Source organism: Pseudomonas sp. MF6751, from assembly GCF_016613265.1.
Lineage (GTDB): Bacteria > Pseudomonadota > Gammaproteobacteria > Pseudomonadales > Pseudomonadaceae > Aquipseudomonas > Aquipseudomonas fluorescens_BV.
Window position 1 is genome coordinate 174,705 of the sequence record NZ_JAENSV010000002.1, and the last position, 18,180, is coordinate 192,884.

An 18,180-nucleotide genomic window follows, 5' to 3' on the forward strand; every position below is an offset into this window, starting at 1 on the left:
GGTGATTCTGTTGGTAATCATAGGCGTGCCGGGCGGGCAGAGGATTGCGAAGATTGCGTCAATAAACAGTGCTTGCGCAATTTTTAACCCTTCATGGATAATTAACCGCAATAGTTACGACAAAGGCCAACCCAATGAGCAAGCTTGACCGATACGACCTGAGTATTCTGGCGGAATTGCAGCGCGACGCGAGGATCTCCAACCAGGAGCTGGCCGAACGCATCGGCCTGTCGCCTTCGCCCTGCTCACGCCGGGTCAAGCAATTGGAAGACGACGGCTACATCGCCCGCCAGGTCGCCCTGCTCGACCGCAAGATGCTCGGCCTGAGCCTTACGGCCTACGTGCTGATCGGCATGGACCGTCACACGCCGGAACGCTTCGAGAATTTCGAAGCCGCCATCCGCACCCTGCCGCAAGTGCTGGAGTGCAGTTTGGTGACCGGGATGGATGCGGACTACCAGTTGAAGGTGGTAGTGCCGGACATGGATCACTATCAGAAATTGCTGCTGGGGCATTTGACCCGGATCGAAGGGGTGACCAGCGTGCGGTCCAGCTTTGTGCTCAACCAGGTATTGAACAGCACCGAACTGCCCCTGACCCACCTGCGCACCTGAGAGCAACGATGTTCAACGGTGGGAGCTGGCTTGCCTGCGATGGCGGCGGGCCAGTTTGCCTCACGATCACTGACAGACCGCTATCGCAGGCCAGCTCCCACAGTTTGACCGCGTACGACTCAGGTCAATGTTGCGTTTCTGACGCTGCCGTATACTGCTCGCTTGTCTTGTCGGAAGAGCCCCATGAACAACATCGACCCCGCCCTGTTTGAAGAATGGATGATGACCGGCCTGGTCACTATCCTCATCATTTTCATGGGCTTCATCGTTTGGGACCTGGCAAAGAAATCAAAGGCCGGGCGCTTTGGTTCGTTCATCCTGTTTTTCGTGCTGGGCCTGGGCGTGGCGGCGTTCATCATCAAGAGCGTGGTGATCGGCCTGATTGAATCCGGCGCCTTATAAGCGCGCCGGCACTGCCTTCCACTGGCCTTGATCCAAGCCGTCGATCGACCACTCACCAATACGCACGCGCACCAGGCGCAGTGTCGGCAAGCCTACCGCCGCGGTCATGCGCCGTACCTGGCGGTTGCGCCCTTCGCGAATCACCAATTCCAGCCAGTGGGTGGGCACGCTTTTACGAAAACGTACCGGCGGGTTGCGCGGCCATAATGCCGGCTCATCCAGTTGCCGCGCCTCGGCCGGCAGGGTCATGCCGTCGTTGAGCTCCACGCCTTCGCGCAGGCGTTGCAACTGCTCTTCGGTGGGTTCACCTTCTACCTGCACCCAGTAGGTTTTCGCCAGTTTGTGCTTGGGGTCGGCGATGCGCGCTTGTAGCTGACCATCGTTGGTCAACAGCAGCAGGCCCTCGCTGTCACGGTCCAGGCGCCCCGCCGGGTAAATGCCGGGGATATCAATAAAGTCCTTGAGGGTGGCGCGCCCACCTTCGTCGCTGAACTGGGTCAGCACATCGAAGGGTTTATTGAACAGGATCAACTTGGGCTCGGCCGGTGGCGCCTTGGCAACGCGGCGAGCGGCAGAGTGCGGTGGTTTCACGCCAGGGTGGCGCGAATCGGGACGGCTGGGACGGGACATGGCAAAGGAACATCTAACGGTCAGGACCGACAATGCTAGTGGCCTGACCGCTAAATGACCATCCCAACCGCTTAGCGGAACGGCGGCTCGTCGAAGCTGCGCAGTTTGCGCGAGTGCAGGGAGTTGAGTTCGGTGCGCAACAGGTCGACCGCCTCGATGCCGATCTTCAAGTGCTGGCTGACCGCACGCTCATAGAACGCGTTGGCCGAACCCGGCAGCTTGATCTCGCTGTGCAAGGGTTTGTCCGATACGCACAACAAGGTGCCGTAAGGCACGCGCAAACGGTAACCCTGGGCGGCGATGGTGCCGCTTTCCATGTCCACGGCCACGGCGCGGGACAGGTTGATCAGCGGCCGCTCCTGGGCCCAGCGCAGTTCCCAGTTCCGGTCGTCATAGGTCAGCACGGTACCGGTGCGCAGGCGTTTTTTCAGCTCTTCGCCTTTTTCGCCAGTGACTTTCGCCGCAGCTTGCTGAAGCGCCAGCTGCACTTCGGCCAGGGCCGGGATGGGGATGTTCGGCGGTACCACGCGGTCGAGAATCCCGTCGCGGCGCATATAGGCGTGGGCCAGTACGTAGTCGCCGATGGTCTGGGATTGGCGCAGGCCGCCGCAGTGGCCGATCATCAGCCAGCAATGCGGGCGTAGTACGGCCAGGTGGTCGGTGATGTTCTTGGCGTTGGACGGGCCTACGCCGATGTTCACCAAGGTCACGCCGTGGCCGTCAGTGGCCTGCAGGTGATACGCCGGCATCTGGTAGCGGTGCCAGACCACGCCGGCGGCAATGGCCGAGGCTTCGCCGTGGTCCATGCTCTTGTCGATCACCACGTTGCCGGGCAGCACCATACGGATAAACCGCGGGTCGCTGCGCAGTTGCTCCAGGCCATGCAGGATGAACTGGTCCACGTAGCGGTGGTAGTTGGTCAGCAAGATCCACGGCTGCACATGGCGCCAGTCGCTGCCGGTGTAATGCACAAGGCGACGCAGGGAAAAGTCCACGCGGGCGGCATCAAACAGGGCCAGGGGCAGCGGGTCGGTGTTTTCCCAGTCGTACAGGCCATCGGCAATGCCGTCGGTGGCGGCGGACAGGTCGGTACTGGGGAATACACGAGCCAGGGTCGCGGCGGTGACGCCGGAGCCGGCCAGTTCATCACCCTGCTCCACCACATAGGGGTACGGGATGTTCTGCTGGCTGACGCCCACTTCCACCGTCACGGTGAAGTCGTGCATCAGCGGCACCAGTTGCTCCAGCAGATACTTACGAAACGCGCCGGGGTGGGTGACGGTGACGCTATAGGTACCGGGCAACTGCACCTTGGCATACGCACGGGTGGTCTGTGGGACTTCGCCGTGGCAGTGGTAGGTCAGGCGCAGTTCCGGGTAGCGAAACAGTGCGCGTTGAGCGGCGTCGGGTTCGACGCGGTCCTTGAGGTATTGCTTGAGCGCTTGGTTGAGCGCGCCAGTCGCACGCTCATGCAGCGCCGCCAGCCGGTCCACGGCTTCTTCGGCGGTTTTAACGACAACAAAAGCTTCGGTCACGGTAAGCATCCTGTGTTCTGACTTGCAGGCCTTTATCTTGCCTGTATCCAGGCCTCACCGAAACACCGGAAGTGGAATGCTTTGATAGGTGGGAGCTGGCTTGCCTGCGATAGCGGTCTATCAGCCACATAATTGCTGGCTGGACCACCGCTATCGCAGGCAAGCCAGCTCCCACATTTGATTGTGTTTATTCAGAGGGATTGTGGGGTTGAGCGGGCGACAATAGCTTGCACATCCACCCCGCGCGGCAAGGTGCCATATACCCGCCCCGACGACTCACCCAACCGACTGGCGATAAACCCGTCGCTCACCGCCGCATTACCCGCCTCCAACAGCAACTTGGCCTGCAACGCCAGGGCAATGTCCTCGGTCAGTTGCCGTGCCCGATACTGGATATCCTGGGTGTCCATGAACGCCGCCTTCAACTGCTCGATATGCCGCGCCAGCTGTTTGTCGCCGTGGCCATCGCCCAGCTCGACAAACAGCGCCTCCAGCACACCCGGCTCTTTGGACAACGCACGCAGCACGTCCAGGCATTGCACATTGCCAGAGCCTTCCCACGTGGAGTTAACCGGCGCCTCACGGTAAAGACGCGGCAGGATGCTGTCTTCCACGTACCCGGCGCCGCCCATGCATTCGGCAGCTTCGTTGATCATCGCCGGCGCGCGCTTGCAGATCCAATACTTGCCTACGGCTGTGACCAGCCGGGCGAACTTGGCTTCATGTTCATCATCAAGATGATCCAGGGCGCGCCCCATGCGCAGGCTCAAGGCCAGGGCCGCTTCGCTTTCCAGGGCCAGGTCGGCCAGCACGTTCTGCATCAGCGGCTGCTCGCTGAGCACGCGGCCACCCACTTGGCGATGGGCGCAGTGATGGCTGGCCTGGGTCAGCGCCTGGCGCATCAAGGCGCTGGAGCCGACCATGCAATCGAAGCGGGTCATGGCGACCATTTCGATGATGGTGGGAACGCCGCGGCCTTCTTCACCGACCATCCAGGCCAGGGCACCGCGAAACTCCACTTCGCTGGACGCGTTGGAGCAGTTGCCGAGTTTGTTCTTCAAGCGCTGGATGTAGAACTCGTTGCGCGTGTCGTCCGGGCGGTGCCGGGGCAGCAAAAAACAGGTCAGGCCCTTGTCGGTCTGGGCCAGGGTCAGGAAGCCATCGCACATCGGTGCCGAGCAGAACCATTTATGCCCCACCAGTTCGTAGGCTTGGCCGGGGCCACCCGCGCCCACGGGGTAAGCGCGAGTGGTGTTGGCGCGTACGTCGGTGCCGCCCTGCTTCTCGGTCATGGCCATGCCGATAGTGGCGCCGGCCTTGTGGGCGATGCCGACATTGCGTGGGTCGTAGTGGGTATTGAGCACTTTAGGCAGCCAGAGGTCCGCCAGCTCCGGTTGCAGGCGCAGGGCCGGAACGCAGGCGAAGGTCATGGTCAGCGGGCAGCCGCTGCCGGCTTCGGCCTGGCTATGCAGGTAGGTCATCGCCGCACGCGCCACATGGGCGCCAGGCTGCGGATGGGCCCAGGGCAGCGACGGCAGGCCATGCTCGACGGCGGTGCGCATCAGCTCGTGATAAGCCGGGTGAAACTCCACCAGGTCGATGCGATGGCCGTAACGGTCATGGCTACTGAACACCGGTTTGTTCTGGTTGGCCAGGAACCCGGCTGCCATCAACGGCCCACCCGCCAGCGCGCCGTAGGCATCAATTCGCGCTTGGGCCCAACCGGCGCCAAAGCGGCGTGACCATTCCTGCAAAGGCAAGTCGATGCGATACAGGTTGGTGCCGTCCAGGGACGGTGGCTGGTTGGTGACGTCGTGGGTTTCGGCAAACTGATGCAGGTTCATGACGGGCCTCCTGAAAAAAAGGCCGCATGAAAAGTGACCTTCAATTCAGTTAAGCACCGTACAGGGCCTTAAAAAAGTGGCATACGCGCCGAATGCTCGGCGCTTTCACCCTCATCCACATACAGTACGCTGCGCTCAAGCGCCGCCTGCAAGGCGTCGAAACGCACCGGTTTGGCCAGTCGGTCCGTCATGCCAATACCATGGCAGCGCTCACGCTCCGGCCCATTGGACGATGTACTCAGGGCGATCACCGGCAATTCACCGCAGCCGGGCAATGCGCGAATCTGGCAGCACAACGAAAAGCCACCCTCTGGCACATCCAGCAGCACGGCGTCGAAGCTGTGCCCCTGCAATGCAGCGAGCGCCGCCGGGCCGCTGTCCACGGTTTTGACCCGGTAACCGAGCTTGAGCAACATGCCACGCACCGCCAACTGGCCCACGCTGTTGTCGTCCACCAACAGCACCGTGCACTCCTGAGGCGCACGCTGTGCAGGCAAAGCCTGCGCGGCCGGTGTCACCTGCTGCGGCACCGCACTGACGTCCACTTCCAACTGGAAGCGGCTGCCTTTACGGGGCTCCGAATGATGGGTCAGGCGCCCGCCCAGCAGTTCGATCAACTGCCGGCAAATCGCCAGGCCAATGCCCAGGCCGCCGTATTCACGCGTCATCGAGCCGTCCAACTGAAAGAAACGCTGATACAACGTGGCCTCATCGAGAAAGGCAAAGCCGATACCGGTGTCGGTGACGATAAAGCTGAGGTGCAAAGCGTGCCCCCCTTGCGGCACACCCACCACACGCAAACGCACCGCGCCGACGTGGGTGAATTTGAACGCATTGTCGAGCAGGCAATCCAGGCACTGACGCAACTTTTGGGCATCGCCGATGAGCCGGTCTGGCAGCTCATCCGCGACGTCAATGGAGAACGCCAGGCCCTTGGCCTGGGCGCTGGCGGTGAACTGCTGGCGCAAGGTATCGAGCTCGCCGCGCAGGCTGAACACTTGCGGCTGGGCCACCAGGCGACCGGCCTGCAACTCGGTGAGGGTGAGGATGCCGTTGACCATGCGCATCATGTCCCGCGCCGAGCCGGCGGCGGTTTGCTGGTACTGCGTCAGGTCATCGTCCAAAGGCACGGTTTGCATCAGTTCCAAAGAGCCGATCACACCGTTCATCGGCGTGCGCAATTCGTGGGTCAGGGTGGCGAGAAATTCGTCTTTGAGGCGATTGCTGCGAGCCAGTTGCTGGTTGAGCGCTTCCAGCTTCTGGCTGGCATCGAGGAGAATCTGCGCCTGCTGTTCGCGCATGCCGTTGATGCGGTCAGCCAGGGCCAGGGACAACAGCGCCACTTCAATGGCTGAGCCGAGCTGGCTGGCGTACATGGTCAGGAACACGTTAGGCAGGTAACCCAGCACCATCAGAGTATTGATCACCCCGCCAAGCAGGAAGGCCGACCAGGCGATGATGAAATAACGCGCCATGCGCTGCCCGCAATACCAGGCCTTGATGGCCGCTACGAAGATGGTCACGGTAAACACCAGCGCCAGCGCAGTGGCCAGGCGCAGGGCCACGGCGTAACTGGTCAACAGCGCCAGTGCCATCACCAACCCGCCACAGGCCGCCAGCGCCAGCAGGATGCGGTTGAGCCAGCGGCTGTGCTGCGCGGTGTGCAGGAAACTGCGCGCGAACAGGCTGCCGAACAAAGCCGCCGAGCCGATCAGGAAGGGAACCGCCGCATTCGCCCACCAGGGGTTGTTCGGCCAGAAATACTCCACCGCAACGCCATTGACCGACAGCTGATACAAGCCGAACGAAGCGATATAGAAGATGTAATAGAGGTAGCTGGTGTCGCGCACGCTCAGGTAGATGAACAGGTTGTAGATCAACATGCCCAGCAACACACCGTAGATGGCGCCGAGCACGTACAAACGCAACGGTTGCTCTTCCATGTAGGCGGTGCCCGCCCACAACGTCAGCGGTGCCTGGATCGAGCCTTGGCTTTGCAAGCGCAGGTAGACGGTTTGTTGCTGGTCGGGCAAGAAGCTGAGCTTGAACAGGTAGTTGCTCTGGCTCACCTCACGGCTGGAAAACGGCAATGCGCTGCCGGTGCGGGCGGTGAGGCGGTAGTGGCCGGTGCCGTCGTTCTGGTAGAGGTCCAGGCGATTGAGCGGCGGGTAGGCCAGTTCCAGAAACCAGGTGCGTGGTGCGCGGGGATCTTTGGCGGTGTAGTGCAGGTTGACCTTCAGCCAGAACACCGAGCGTGAATAGCCGGCATTGAGCGTGTCTTTGTCGTGGGTCTTGAATTGGGCGGTATAGGCGGGGGAACTGACATCGGCGATGGTGAGGGTATCGGTTGGGTCTTCGAGCACTTGCATGACCCGGCCCAACGGGAGGCTGCGCGTGTCCTGGTTGAACTCGACAGCGCCGGCGAGCATCGGTAGCCCGCACAATATAAACATCAGCAAATAGCGCATAGAGCCCCAGCGTAGCCTGGTCCGGTTGTGTCAAAAGCCCCCCATTCCTTTTGAGAAGACGTACACCGGCGATACAGTAAGTTATTGGGATGCACTTTAGCATAGCCAGTAAAAGCCATTAGCCACTGCCGGAACTTTTTTTAGAACAGCTCTAGCGCAATGCTTTCAGACCACTGCGTTGCAGCGTTCGGCCACGCAAAGCGACGCTGCAGCAGCAAACTTCTGCCATCGTCAGGCAGCCACGCAAAAAGCGTTTGGTGGTAAGCTCGCGCACCATGAATATCTACAGTTCTCGCCCCGTTGTCCTCTGTCTCTCCGGCCACGACCCCAGTGGTGGCGCCGGCCTGCAGGCAGATATCGAAGCCCTGCTCGCCCAGAGTTGCCACGCGGCCCCGGCCGTCACCGCGCTGACCGTGCAGAACACCGTCAATGTCAGTGATTTCCGTGTGCTTGACCGTGAGTGGGTACTGGCCCAGGCCAATGCCGTGCTCGGCGACTCTGAAGTCGCGGCGGTCAAGCTGGGCATGCTCGGCTCCACCGCGATGGTCGACACCGTGGTCGAACTGCTGCAGGCGCACCCGCATTTGCCGGTGGTCTGCGACCCGGTGCTGCGCGCCGGCGGCGGCGGTAGCCTGGGCAAGGACGAGGTCGGTTATGCGATGCGCGAGCGGCTGCTGCCCCTGTCATTGATCGCCACCCCCAACCTGCCAGAAGCGCGCATCCTCGCGGAACTGCCCGACGGCAGCGCCGACGACTGCGCCGAGAAGCTGCTGCCGTACATCAAGCACCTGCTCATCACCGGCGGCCATGGCGATGAGCACGAAGTGCACAATCGCCTGTACAGCCGCGACGGCACGCGCCAGACCTTTACCTGCCAGCGCTTGCCCGGCAGTTATCACGGCTCGGGTTGCACCTTGGCCAGTGCGCTGGCCGGGCGCATTGCCCAGGGTGAAGGCCTGGCCAGCGCCGTGCAATCGGCCCTCAACTACACGTGGCGTACCCTGCGTGATGCCGAACAACTCGGCCAGGGCCAGTTCGTGCCGCGCCGATTGCCGCTGGATTTCTGCTCGTAACTTATCGCTCGTCAGCAAGGGGTTTGTCCGATGAAACTACGCGGCCTTTACGCCATTACCGACAGCCAGCTGTTGGCCGGCAAATTCCTCGCCTACGTCGAGGCGGCGCTGGACGGTGGCGTCACCCTGTTGCAGTACCGCGACAAAAGCAGCGACGAGGCACGGCGCCTGCGTGAAGCCGAAAAGCTGTACGAACTGTGCTCGCGCTACAAGACCCAGTTGATCATCAACGACGATGCCGAACTGGCCGCGCGCCTGGGCGTCGGCGTGCACCTGGGCCAGACCGACGGCCCGCTGACCTCGGCCCGGGCATTGCTCGGCGCCAAGGCGATCATCGGCGCCACCTGTCACAGCCAGATCGAACTGGCCGAACAGGCCGCCAAAGAAGGCGCCAGCTACGTCGCCTTCGGCCGCTTCTTCAATTCCACGACCAAACCCGGCGCACCCGCCGCCACCGTTGACATGCTGGCCCAGGCCCGCAAGCGCCTGCACCTGCCGATCTGCGTGATCGGCGGCGTCACCCTGGAAAACGCCGAACCGCTGGTGGCCCACGGGGCCGACCTGCTCGCCGTGGTCCATGGCCTGTTCGGTGCCGACAGCACCCAGGAAGTCACTCGCCGCGCCCGTGCGTTCAACGACCTACTTAAATCTTCAGTTTAGAGAGACCGATCATGTCCCGTTCCGAAACCCTGTTTGCCAACGCCCAGAAGCACATCCCCGGCGGTGTGAACTCCCCCGTGCGTGCGTTCAAGAGCGTGGGCGGCACGCCGTTGTTCTTCAAGCATGCCGAAGGCGCCTACGTCACCGATGAAGACGACAAGCGCTATGTCGACTATGTCGGCTCCTGGGGCCCGATGATCCTCGGCCACAGCCATCCGGACGTGCTGGACGCGGTGCGCCAGCAACTGCAGCACGGCTTGTCCTACGGCGCCCCGACCGCGATGGAAACCGAGATGGCCGACCTGGTCTGCTCGATCGTGCCGTCGATGGAAATGGTGCGCATGGTCAGCTCCGGCACCGAAGCCACCATGAGCGCGATCCGCCTGGCCCGTGGTTACACCGGCCGCGACAACATCATCAAGTTCGAAGGTTGCTACCACGGGCACTCCGACAGCCTGCTGGTAAAAGCCGGCTCCGGCGCGCTGACCCAAGGCGTACCCAATTCCGCTGGCGTACCTGCGGCGTTCGCCAAGCACACCCTGACCTTGCCGTTCAACGACATCGCGGCCGTCGAGCAGATGCTCAGCGAAGTCGGCCAGGACGTTGCCTGCATCATCGTCGAGCCAGTCGCCGGCAACATGAACTGCGTTCCACCGGCCCCGGGTTTCCTTGAGGGCCTGCGCGAGCAGTGCGACAAGCATGGCGTGGTGCTGATTTTTGACGAAGTGATGACCGGTTTCCGGGTCGCCCTCGGTGGCGCCCAGGCTTACTACGGCGTCACGCCAGACCTGAGCACCTTCGGCAAGATCATCGGCGGCGGTATGCCGGTAGGCTGCTTCGGCGGCAAGCGCGAGATCATGCAACACATCGCCCCGCTCGGCCCGGTATACCAGGCAGGCACCTTGTCGGGTAACCCGCTGGCAATGGCCGCCGGCCTGACCACCCTGCGCCTGATCAGCCGCCCGGGCTTCCACGCCGAGCTGACCGACTACACCACACGCCTACTCGACGGCCTGCAACAGCGCGCCGATGCCGCCGGCATCCCGTTTGTGACCACCCAGGCCGGTGGCATGTTCGGCCTGTACTTCAGCGGCGCCGACGATATCGTCACCTTCGATGACGTGATGGGCAGCGATGCCGAGTTGTTCAAGCGCTTCTTCCACCTGATGCTCGAAGGCGGCGTGTACCTGGCACCGAGCGCCTTTGAAGCCGGCTTCACTTCGATCGCCCATGGCGAAGCCGAACTGAAATTGACCCTGGATGCTGCCGAGCGCGCGTTCGCGGCCCTGAAATAAGTGACGGCAACCTCTGACGTTGCCCCTGGCAGCGTCAGATTTGCTACTTTGCTTACAGAGAATTCCTGGTTTTTTCGAGAATTGCCCTGCAATCCGGCAGATAACTTGCCCAAGCAGCAGAAAAACGAGTAAAGACTTTGTAAGCAGAGGCCTGCTTATTTCATAATGCGCGCTTATTGGACTCCCTCGAGGGTCCGCGCGCCCCGTCAGAGGTAAGTCGATTCCCATGAAACGCACCGGCCGCACCCTGGTTCTGGGCTGCCTGTTGCTCCTTCAACCGCTACTGGCACATGCCCAGGCCGGCGGCAACTCGTTGTTAATCCCAGCGATGGGTCGTTGCACCCTCAATACCCAGCCAGAGAGCCAGGCCGAAGCCCTGAGCGCGTGCCAGAAACAGGCCGAGGAAGGGGATGCGCAAGCGCAATACGAGTTGGGCGAGTACTACCACGACAGCAAGAACCCGGCCGTTGACCTCAACAAAGCGTTGAGCTACTTCGAGAAAGCCTCGTTGCAGGGCCACGCCCAGGCGCAATACCAGTTGGGCAACATGTTCTTCAAAGGCGAAGGCGTGCCGGCCAACAACGTCCAGGCGTACATCGTGCTGAAAATGGCCGCGGTCAACGGCGCCGAAGACGCACTGGACACTGCCGACGAAGTCGCCGAGCACATGCAGCGCGATGAACTGGAAGTGGCAACCCAGGTGCTGGGGCAGATTTTCCGCAACTACCTGCAAGAATTGCAGAGTGCTGATGGGCGTTCGCCATTCTCACCCCTTCCCTGATTTTTTGTAGACCTTACATCGCTATCGCAGGCAAGCCAGCTCCCACAGTTGACTGCATTCCAGCATTAAAACGCGGTCGAGTGTGGGAGCTGGCTTGCCTGCGATAGGCACACCTCGGTCTAAAGCCCTACTTCTCAGGCATCGGCATCGGAAACGGCATCACATTGCTCATGCCCCGAGCCTCACTGATCTTCGGCGTCCCCAGGCGCTCGACTTCATCGATGCGCACAATCGAATGCATCGGCACAAAGCTGCGCACCACACCTTCGAACTGGGCCTTGAGCTTTTCTTCGCCCGGATCGACCACCAACTGGGTGCGCTCGCCAAAGACGAACTCTTCCACCTCCAGGAAGCCCCACAGATCACTTTGATAGATCTGCTTGGCGTACATTTCGAACACCTGGCCCTGGTTGAGGAAAATCACCTTATAGATTGGAGCTTCACGTTTGGTCATGGTGGGCGAACAACACATGGGGATATAAAAGAGGGCGCGAACTATAGCATGGCACCCGATGCACAGCGCTAGGAACCAATGGGCATGCCCCCTATAATGCGCGGTTCTTTACCACCAGTTGACGATTCCCATGGCCAAGAAGCTTTACATCGAAACCCACGGTTGCCAGATGAACGAGTACGACAGCTCGCGCATGGTCGACTTGCTGGGCGAACACCAGGCCCTGGAAGTCACTGCCCGCGCCGAAGATGCCGACGTGATCCTGCTCAATACCTGCTCGATCCGCGAGCGGGCCCAGGACCGTGTGTATTCGCAGTTGGGCCGCTGGCGCGAATTGAAACTGGCCAACCCGGACATGGTGATCGCCGTCGGCGGTTGCGTGGCCAGCCAGGAAGGCGCCGCGATCCGCGACCGCGCGCCCTATGTCGATGTGGTGTTCGGCCCGCAAACCCTGCACCGTCTGCCAGAGATGATCGACGCCGCACGCATCACCAAGCTGCCGCAGGTCGACGTGTCGTTCCCCGAAATCGAAAAATTCGACCATCTGCCCGAACCGCGTATCGATGGGCCGAGCGCCTATGTGTCGGTGATGGAGGGCTGCAGCAAGTACTGCACCTTCTGCGTAGTGCCTTACACCCGTGGCGAAGAAGTCAGCCGGCCGTTTGACGATGTGCTGTCGGAAATCATCCACCTGGCTGAAAACGGCGTGCGCGAAGTCACCCTGCTGGGCCAGAACGTCAACGGCTACCGTGGCCAGACCGATGACGGCCGCCTGGCCGACCTGGCGGAACTGATCCGCGTGGTCGCCGCCGTCGATGGCATCGAGCGCATCCGCTACACCACCTCGCACCCGCTGGAGTTTTCCGACAGCCTGATCCAGGCCCACGCCGAAGTACCAGAGCTGGTCAAGCACCTGCACTTGCCGGTGCAATCGGGTTCGGACCGCATTCTCTCGGCGATGAAGCGCAACCACACCGCACTGGAATACAAATCCAAACTGCGCAAACTTCGCGCCGCCGTGCCGGGCATCTGCATCAGTTCGGACTTTATCGTCGGCTTCCCGGGCGAAACCGAGAAAGACTTCCAGCAGACCATGAAGCTGATCGAAGACGTGGGTTTCGACTTCTCCTACTCGTTTGTCTACAGCCAGCGCCCAGGCACCCCGGCTGCCGACCTGCTGGATGAAACCCCGGAGGCGTTGAAAAAAGAGCGTTTGAACGCGCTGCAACATCGCCTCAATCAGCAGGGCTTCGAAATCAGCCGACAAATGGTCGGTTCGATCCAGCGCATTCTGGTGACCGATTATTCGAAGAAAGACCCGGGTGAATTGCAGGGTCGTACCGAGAACAACCGAATCGTCAACTTCCGCTGCGACAATCCCACGCTGATCGGCCAGTTTGCCGATGTGCACATTGATGCGGCGCAGCCACACTCGTTGCGCGGCTCGTTGATCAACTGATCTCGCTGACCGGATGAAGATCAAAATGTGGGAGCTGGCGTGCCTGCGATAGCGATGTATCAGTGCCCAATGTGCCAACTGACCCACCGCTATCGCAGGCAAGCCAGCTCCCACAGGGGTTCTTCAGGGTTATCGAGAGTGGGGCCAGGCTATTTAAGTGCTTTCGCACACCAGCGCCTGGCGTTATTCTCTCTCTCACCTCATCAGCCAAAGGGCGGCTAAAAGCAACCTTGAACGCACCCATAGCAGAACCCCATCGTTTTATCCTCGAGCCTTTTGAGGCTCGCCGTTTCGCCAACCTGTGCGGACAGTTCGACGAGCACCTGCGCCTGATCGAACAACGCCTGAGCATCGAGATCCGCAACCGCGGCAATCAGTTCGAGCTCATTGGTGAACCCCAACACACCACGTCTGCAGAAAACCTGCTGCGCCGTCTCTACCGCGAAACCAAGGGTAGCGAGCTGTCGCCGGAGACCGTGCACCTGTACCTGCAGGAGTCGGCTGTGGAAGACCTGGCCAATAACCCGGTGGCCGAAGCCAGCGTGGCCTTGCGTACCAAAAAAGGCATGATTCGCCCACGCGGCTTGAATCAGCAGAAGTACGTCAAGGAAATCCTGGGCAACGACATCAACTTCGGCATCGGCCCGGCCGGTACCGGCAAGACCTACCTCGCAGTGGCCTGCGCCGTCGACGCCCTGGAGCGCGAGCAAGTGCGGCGCATCCTACTGGTGCGCCCAGCGGTCGAGGCCGGCGAAAAGCTCGGTTTCCTGCCCGGCGACCTGGCCCAGAAGATCGACCCGTACCTGCGCCCGCTCTACGACGCGCTGTACGAGATGCTCGGTTTTGAATACGTGGCCAAGCTGATCGAGCGCCAGGTGATCGAGATCGCCCCGCTGGCCTACATGCGTGGCCGTACGCTCAACAACAGCTTCATCATTCTCGACGAAAGCCAGAACACCACCGTCGAGCAGATGAAGATGTTCCTCACCCGTATCGGTTTCGGCTCCACTGCCGTGATCACGGGCGACATCACCCAGGTCGACCTGCCCAAGGGCACCAAGTCGGGCCTGGGCCAGGTGATCGAGGTGCTCAAGGACGTGCCGGGTATCAGCTTCACGCACTTCATGCCCAAGGACGTGGTGCGCCACCCGCTGGTGCAGCGCATTGTCGAAGCCTATGAGCGTTTCGAACACCGCGACGACGCGCCCGCCAAGGACGCTCGCCACGATGCTTGAGCTAGACCTGCAGCTGGCCACCGAAGCGCCCGCCCCCAGCGAAGCCCAGTTCCGCCAATGGTGTGAACTGGCTTTGCGCCAGCGCACCGCTGACTCGGAGCTGACCATTCGTCTGGTGGACGAGGCCGAAGGCCGTGAGCTGAACCACACCTGGCGCCAGAAAGACTACGCGACCAACGTGCTGTCCTTCCCCGCCGACGTGCCCGACGAATTGCTGGATATCCCGCTGCTGGGCGACCTGGTGATCTGCGTCGCGGTAGTCGAGCGAGAAGCGGCGGAACAAGGCAAGGAACTTGAGGCCCATTGGGCCCATCTAGTCATCCACGGCTGCTTGCATCTCTTGGGTTACGACCATATAGACGATGACGAAGCCGAGGAAATGGAAGCACTGGAACGAACGTTGCTTGCAGAACTGGGTCACCGCGACCCATATGCAGACGACGAAAGCTGATCAACACTCAACTGTCATATCAAAGGATTTAGAGTAATCGCTATGAGCGAAGACCGATCGAGCAACGGGCAGAAGTCATGGCTGGGTAAACTGACCCAGGCTTTTGCCCACGAGCCGAAAAACCGCCAGGAGCTCTTGGAGCTGCTGCGCGATGCACACCAGAACAAGTTGCTGGACAGCGAAGCGCTGGCCATCGTCGAGGGCGCCATCCAGGTGGCTGACCTGCAAGTACGTGACATCATGGTCCCGCGCTCGCAGATGATCAGCATCAAGGCGACCCAGACCCCACGGGAATTCCTCCCGGCCGTGATCGACTCGGCGCATTCGCGCTACCCGGTGATCGGTGAAAGCCATGACGACGTCATGGGTGTCCTGCTGGCCAAGGACCTGCTGCCGTTGATCCTCAAGGAGAATGGCGACAGCTTCAACATCAAGGACCTGCTGCGCCCGGCCACCTTCGTGCCCGAGTCCAAGCGCCTGAATGTGCTGCTGCGCGAGTTCCGCGCCAACCACAATCACATGGCCATTGTGATTGACGAATACGGCGGCGTGGCCGGCCTGGTCACCATCGAGGACGTGCTGGAGCAGATCGTCGGCGACATCGAAGACGAGCACGACGTCGAAGAAGACAGCTACATCAAGCCGCTGCCCAGCGGTGACTTCCTGATCAAGGCGCTGACGCCCATCGAGAACTTCAACGAGTTCTTCGACAGCGAGTTTTCGGACGATGAGTTCGACACCGTCGGCGGCCTGGTGATGAGTGCGTTCGGGCACCTGCCCAAGCGTAATGAAACCACCGAGATCGGCGCCTATCGCTTCCGCATCCTCAATGCTGATAGCCGTCGTATCCATCTGATCCGTTTGACACCCATCGCCCGCTAAGGACTGACATGCGCCGTCTCACCTCACCCGGCTGGCCCGGTAACTTGCTGGCCGTGGTGGCCGGCGCCATCACAACCCTGGCGCTGGCGCCGTTCGATATCTGGCCGTTGGCGCTGGTAGCGGTCGGCCTGTTCTATATCGGCCTGCGGGAGCTGACACCCCGCCAGGCCCTGGGCCGTGGCTGGTGTTTCGGCTTCGGCCTGTTTGGTGCCGGCACCAGCTGGATCTACTACAGCATCCACCACTTCGGCGGCGCTTCGGTGCTGCTGGCGGGGTTCCTGATGCTGCTGTTCACCGCCGCCATCGCCTGGTTCTTTGCCCTGCCCGCCTGGCTATGGGCGCGCTGGTTGCGCCGTAACGAAGCACCACTGGCGGATGCATTGACGTTCGCCGCGTTGTGGGTCGGCCAGGAAGCCTTTCGTGGCTGGTTCCTTACCGGTTTCCCGTGGTTGTACTCCGGTTACAGTCAACTCGATGGGCCGTTGACCGGCCTCGCGCCATTGGGTGGGATGTGGCTGATTTCCTTCGCCCTCGCGCTCACTGCCGCATTGCTGTGCAACCTGCCGCGCCTGCTGGTCAGCAAGCGCAATGCCTTCATCGGCGCGGGCCTGTTATTGCTGGTTGCGCCCTGGGCGATTGGCCTGGCACTCAAGCATCACGCCTGGACATCGCCGTCTGGTGCGCCCCTGAGCGTGGCTGCGATTCAGGGCAACGTCGAGCAAAGCATGAAGTGGGACCCGGACCAGCTCAATGCGCAGTTGGCGCTGTACCGCGACATGAGCCTGAGTTCCAAGCGTGTCGACCTGCTGGTCTGGCCGGAAACTGCCGTGCCGGTGCTCAAGGAGTCCGTGGAGGGCTACCTGGGCATGATGGGCAAGTTTGCCGCCGACCGGGACAGTGCGCTGATCACCGGGGTACCGATTCGCCAGGAAGTGCACCACCAGAAGCGCTACTTCAACGGCATCACCGTGGTCGGCGAAGGCGACGGCACCTACCTCAAGCAAAAACTGGTGCCGTTTGGCGAGTACGTGCCGCTGCAGGACATGCTGCGCGGGCTGATTGCCTTCTTCGACCTGCCCATGTCGGACTTCGCCCGCGGCCCTTCTGACCAGGCCATGCTGCAGGCCAAGGGGTATCAGATTGCGCCGTTCATTTGCTATGAAGTGGTGTACCCCGAATTCGCCGCCGGCCTGTCGGCCCAGAGCGACCTGCTGCTGACCATCAGCAACGACACCTGGTTCGGCCGCTCCATCGGCCCGCTGCAGCACCTGCAAATGGCGCAAATGCGTGCGCTGGAGGCTGGCCGCTGGATGATCCGCGCCACCAACAACGGCGTGACCGGGCTGATCAACCCGTTTGGGCAGATCACCGCGCAGATCCCGCAGTTCGAGCGTGGCATTCTCTATGGGGAGGTGGTGCCGATGCATAACCTTACGCCATACCTGCAATGGCGTTCGTGGCCGTTGATCATTGTGTGTGTGCTGCTCTTTGGCTGGGCGCTGTTGGCGGCTCGGATGGCCAAAACGGTCTGACCTGTGGGAGCTGGCTTGCCTGCTCCCACAATTGATCTCCTGTGTTACACCTATCGGTAGAACAACCGATACCCCACCTGCCCCACCGCTTCATTGATCAACTGCCCGCTTTGCCACACCGCCTTGACCTCCGGCATCCAGCCACCCAGCGGTCGGCCATGGTCGACACCCAAAAAGCCCACCGGCCCCGGCACCACGGTGAAGCCGGCCTTTTCAAAACTCCACACCGAACGCGGCATGTGCCAGGCCTGGGTCACTACCACTACACGCTTGATGCCTTGCGGCAACAAAATCTCGGCGCTCATCTGGGCGTTTTCCCAGGTAGTGCGGCTGCGCTCTTCTTTCCAGCGCACGGTGACACCGAAGTCATCCTGCATCGACACGGCCATCAGCTCGGCCTCACTGGGCGGCGTGCCGTAGTGCAAGCCGCCGCTGGTCAGCACTGGCAAACCGGATGCCTTGGCCAGCCGCGCGGCAAAACGCTCACGTTCCAGGCCAATACCGGTGGGCTGGTCGCTGCCCCACGCAATATCTCCACGCTCGCGCCCCGAGCCCAGCACCACAATCGCATCGGCACGCTGGGCCAGGGTGGCCCAGTCTTCCCGGGCCAAAGGCGGCTCTGTCTCCAGCGCACGGGCACCCCATTGCACCATCACTGGCAGGCTGATCAACCACATCCCGCCCAGCCCGAGGGCAAAGCACAAGCCCGCCAGGCGCGGACGGCTGCGGCGAAACCACCAGGCACACGCCAACAACAGCAGAAAAATACCGGGAGGCAACAACAGTTGTTTAATGAAATAACGAAAAGGCATCGGGCATCTCCAAAGATGCCCGAAGCCTAGATGCATCGGGGTTTTGCAACAAT

At 61.5% G+C, this 18,180-nt stretch carries 17 protein-coding genes; 11 read left to right on the forward strand and 6 right to left on the reverse strand.

Annotation, left to right across the window (positions count from 1 at the left end):
• Nucleotides 1-134: 134 nt before the first annotated feature.
• The gene (locus tag JJD66_RS02605; RefSeq protein ID WP_003194418.1) at nucleotides 135-614 is read left to right on the forward strand and encodes an Lrp/AsnC family transcriptional regulator; all 480 of its coding nucleotides are present in this window, start codon (nucleotides 135-137) and stop codon (nucleotides 612-614) included.
• A 192-nt stretch (nucleotides 615-806) separates the two neighbouring features.
• Entirely contained in the window at nucleotides 807-1,016 is a 210-nt protein-coding gene (locus tag JJD66_RS02610; protein WP_025999909.1) for a DUF2788 domain-containing protein, read from the forward strand.
• Here the strand turns inward: JJD66_RS02610 and JJD66_RS02615 are convergent.
• From JJD66_RS02615 to JJD66_RS02630, 4 genes are all read right to left on the reverse strand, one after another.
• Nucleotides 1,011-1,646, reverse strand: a complete 636-nt coding sequence (locus tag JJD66_RS02615) for a pseudouridine synthase (RefSeq protein ID WP_234452147.1) — start codon at nucleotides 1,644-1,646, stop codon at nucleotides 1,011-1,013. The two genes, JJD66_RS02610 and JJD66_RS02615, sit on opposite strands and share 6 nt — an antisense overlap.
• Nucleotides 1,647-1,717: 71 nt before the next feature.
• Entirely contained in the window at nucleotides 1,718-3,190 is a 1,473-nt protein-coding gene (gene amn / locus JJD66_RS02620) for an AMP nucleosidase (RefSeq protein ID WP_198715261.1), read from the reverse strand.
• Between the two features lie 182 nt (nucleotides 3,191-3,372).
• Nucleotides 3,373-5,025 carry an acyl-CoA dehydrogenase family protein gene (locus JJD66_RS02625; RefSeq protein WP_200647550.1) on the reverse strand — a complete coding sequence of 551 codons (1,653 nt, stop codon included), beginning with the start codon at nucleotides 5,023-5,025 and terminating at the stop codon, nucleotides 3,373-3,375.
• A 68-nt stretch (nucleotides 5,026-5,093) separates the two neighbouring features.
• A complete protein-coding gene (locus tag JJD66_RS02630; RefSeq protein ID WP_200647551.1) occupies nucleotides 5,094-7,493 on the reverse strand; it encodes a hybrid sensor histidine kinase/response regulator in 2,400 nt (799 codons plus the stop codon).
• Nucleotides 7,494-7,768: 275 nt separating this feature from the next.
• On the opposite strand from JJD66_RS02630, the gene JJD66_RS02635 reads away from it, so the two are divergent.
• The 4 genes from JJD66_RS02635 to JJD66_RS02650 all read left to right on the forward strand — a co-directional run bounded on the left by JJD66_RS02635 (nucleotide 7,769) and on the right by JJD66_RS02650 (nucleotide 11,302).
• Nucleotides 7,769-8,566, forward strand: a complete 798-nt coding sequence (locus JJD66_RS02635) for a hydroxymethylpyrimidine/phosphomethylpyrimidine kinase (RefSeq protein WP_200647552.1) — start codon at nucleotides 7,769-7,771, stop codon at nucleotides 8,564-8,566.
• A 30-nt stretch (nucleotides 8,567-8,596) separates the two neighbouring features.
• Nucleotides 8,597-9,226, forward strand: a complete 630-nt coding sequence (gene thiE, locus JJD66_RS02640) for a thiamine phosphate synthase (RefSeq protein ID WP_014720063.1) — start codon at nucleotides 8,597-8,599, stop codon at nucleotides 9,224-9,226.
• Between the two features lie 11 nt (nucleotides 9,227-9,237).
• A complete protein-coding gene (gene hemL, locus JJD66_RS02645) occupies nucleotides 9,238-10,521 on the forward strand; it encodes a glutamate-1-semialdehyde 2,1-aminomutase (protein WP_060764046.1) in 1,284 nt (427 codons plus the stop codon).
• Between the two features lie 226 nt (nucleotides 10,522-10,747).
• A complete protein-coding gene (locus JJD66_RS02650) occupies nucleotides 10,748-11,302 on the forward strand; it encodes a tetratricopeptide repeat protein (RefSeq protein ID WP_034126914.1) in 555 nt (184 codons plus the stop codon).
• Between the two features lie 127 nt (nucleotides 11,303-11,429).
• On the opposite strand, the gene JJD66_RS02655 is transcribed toward JJD66_RS02650, so the two are convergent.
• Nucleotides 11,430-11,756 (reverse strand): DUF1820 family protein, encoded by a 327-nt coding sequence (locus tag JJD66_RS02655; RefSeq protein ID WP_003215457.1) that lies wholly within the window; start codon nucleotides 11,754-11,756, stop codon nucleotides 11,430-11,432.
• Between the two features lie 130 nt (nucleotides 11,757-11,886).
• Here JJD66_RS02655 and miaB point away from each other — a divergent pair, with 130 nt between their 5' ends.
• The 5 genes from miaB to lnt all read left to right on the forward strand — a co-directional run bounded on the left by miaB (nucleotide 11,887) and on the right by lnt (nucleotide 17,315).
• Complete coding sequence (miaB, locus tag JJD66_RS02660) at nucleotides 11,887-13,215, forward strand: tRNA (N6-isopentenyl adenosine(37)-C2)-methylthiotransferase MiaB (RefSeq protein ID WP_014720071.1); 1,329 nt, start codon at nucleotides 11,887-11,889, stop codon at nucleotides 13,213-13,215.
• Between the two features lie 230 nt (nucleotides 13,216-13,445).
• Nucleotides 13,446-14,450, forward strand: coding sequence for a PhoH family protein (locus tag JJD66_RS02665; RefSeq protein WP_019818064.1), 1,005 nt, complete (start codon nucleotides 13,446-13,448; stop codon nucleotides 14,448-14,450).
• Nucleotides 14,443-14,901 (forward strand): rRNA maturation RNase YbeY, encoded by a 459-nt coding sequence (gene ybeY / locus JJD66_RS02670; protein ID WP_105228643.1) that lies wholly within the window; start codon nucleotides 14,443-14,445, stop codon nucleotides 14,899-14,901. The genes JJD66_RS02665 and ybeY overlap by 8 nt, the downstream gene beginning before the upstream one ends.
• A gap of 42 nt (nucleotides 14,902-14,943) precedes the next feature.
• A complete protein-coding gene (locus JJD66_RS02675; RefSeq protein WP_003194444.1) occupies nucleotides 14,944-15,783 on the forward strand; it encodes an HlyC/CorC family transporter in 840 nt (279 codons plus the stop codon).
• Between the two features lie 8 nt (nucleotides 15,784-15,791).
• Nucleotides 15,792-17,315 (forward strand): apolipoprotein N-acyltransferase, encoded by a 1,524-nt coding sequence (gene lnt / locus JJD66_RS02680; protein WP_200647553.1) that lies wholly within the window; start codon nucleotides 15,792-15,794, stop codon nucleotides 17,313-17,315.
• A 50-nt stretch (nucleotides 17,316-17,365) separates the two neighbouring features.
• On the opposite strand, the gene JJD66_RS02685 is transcribed toward lnt, so the two are convergent.
• Nucleotides 17,366-18,127 carry a YdcF family protein gene (locus tag JJD66_RS02685; RefSeq protein WP_034126912.1) on the reverse strand — a complete coding sequence of 254 codons (762 nt, stop codon included), beginning with the start codon at nucleotides 18,125-18,127 and terminating at the stop codon, nucleotides 17,366-17,368.
• Between the last annotated feature and the right edge of the window lie 53 nt (nucleotides 18,128-18,180).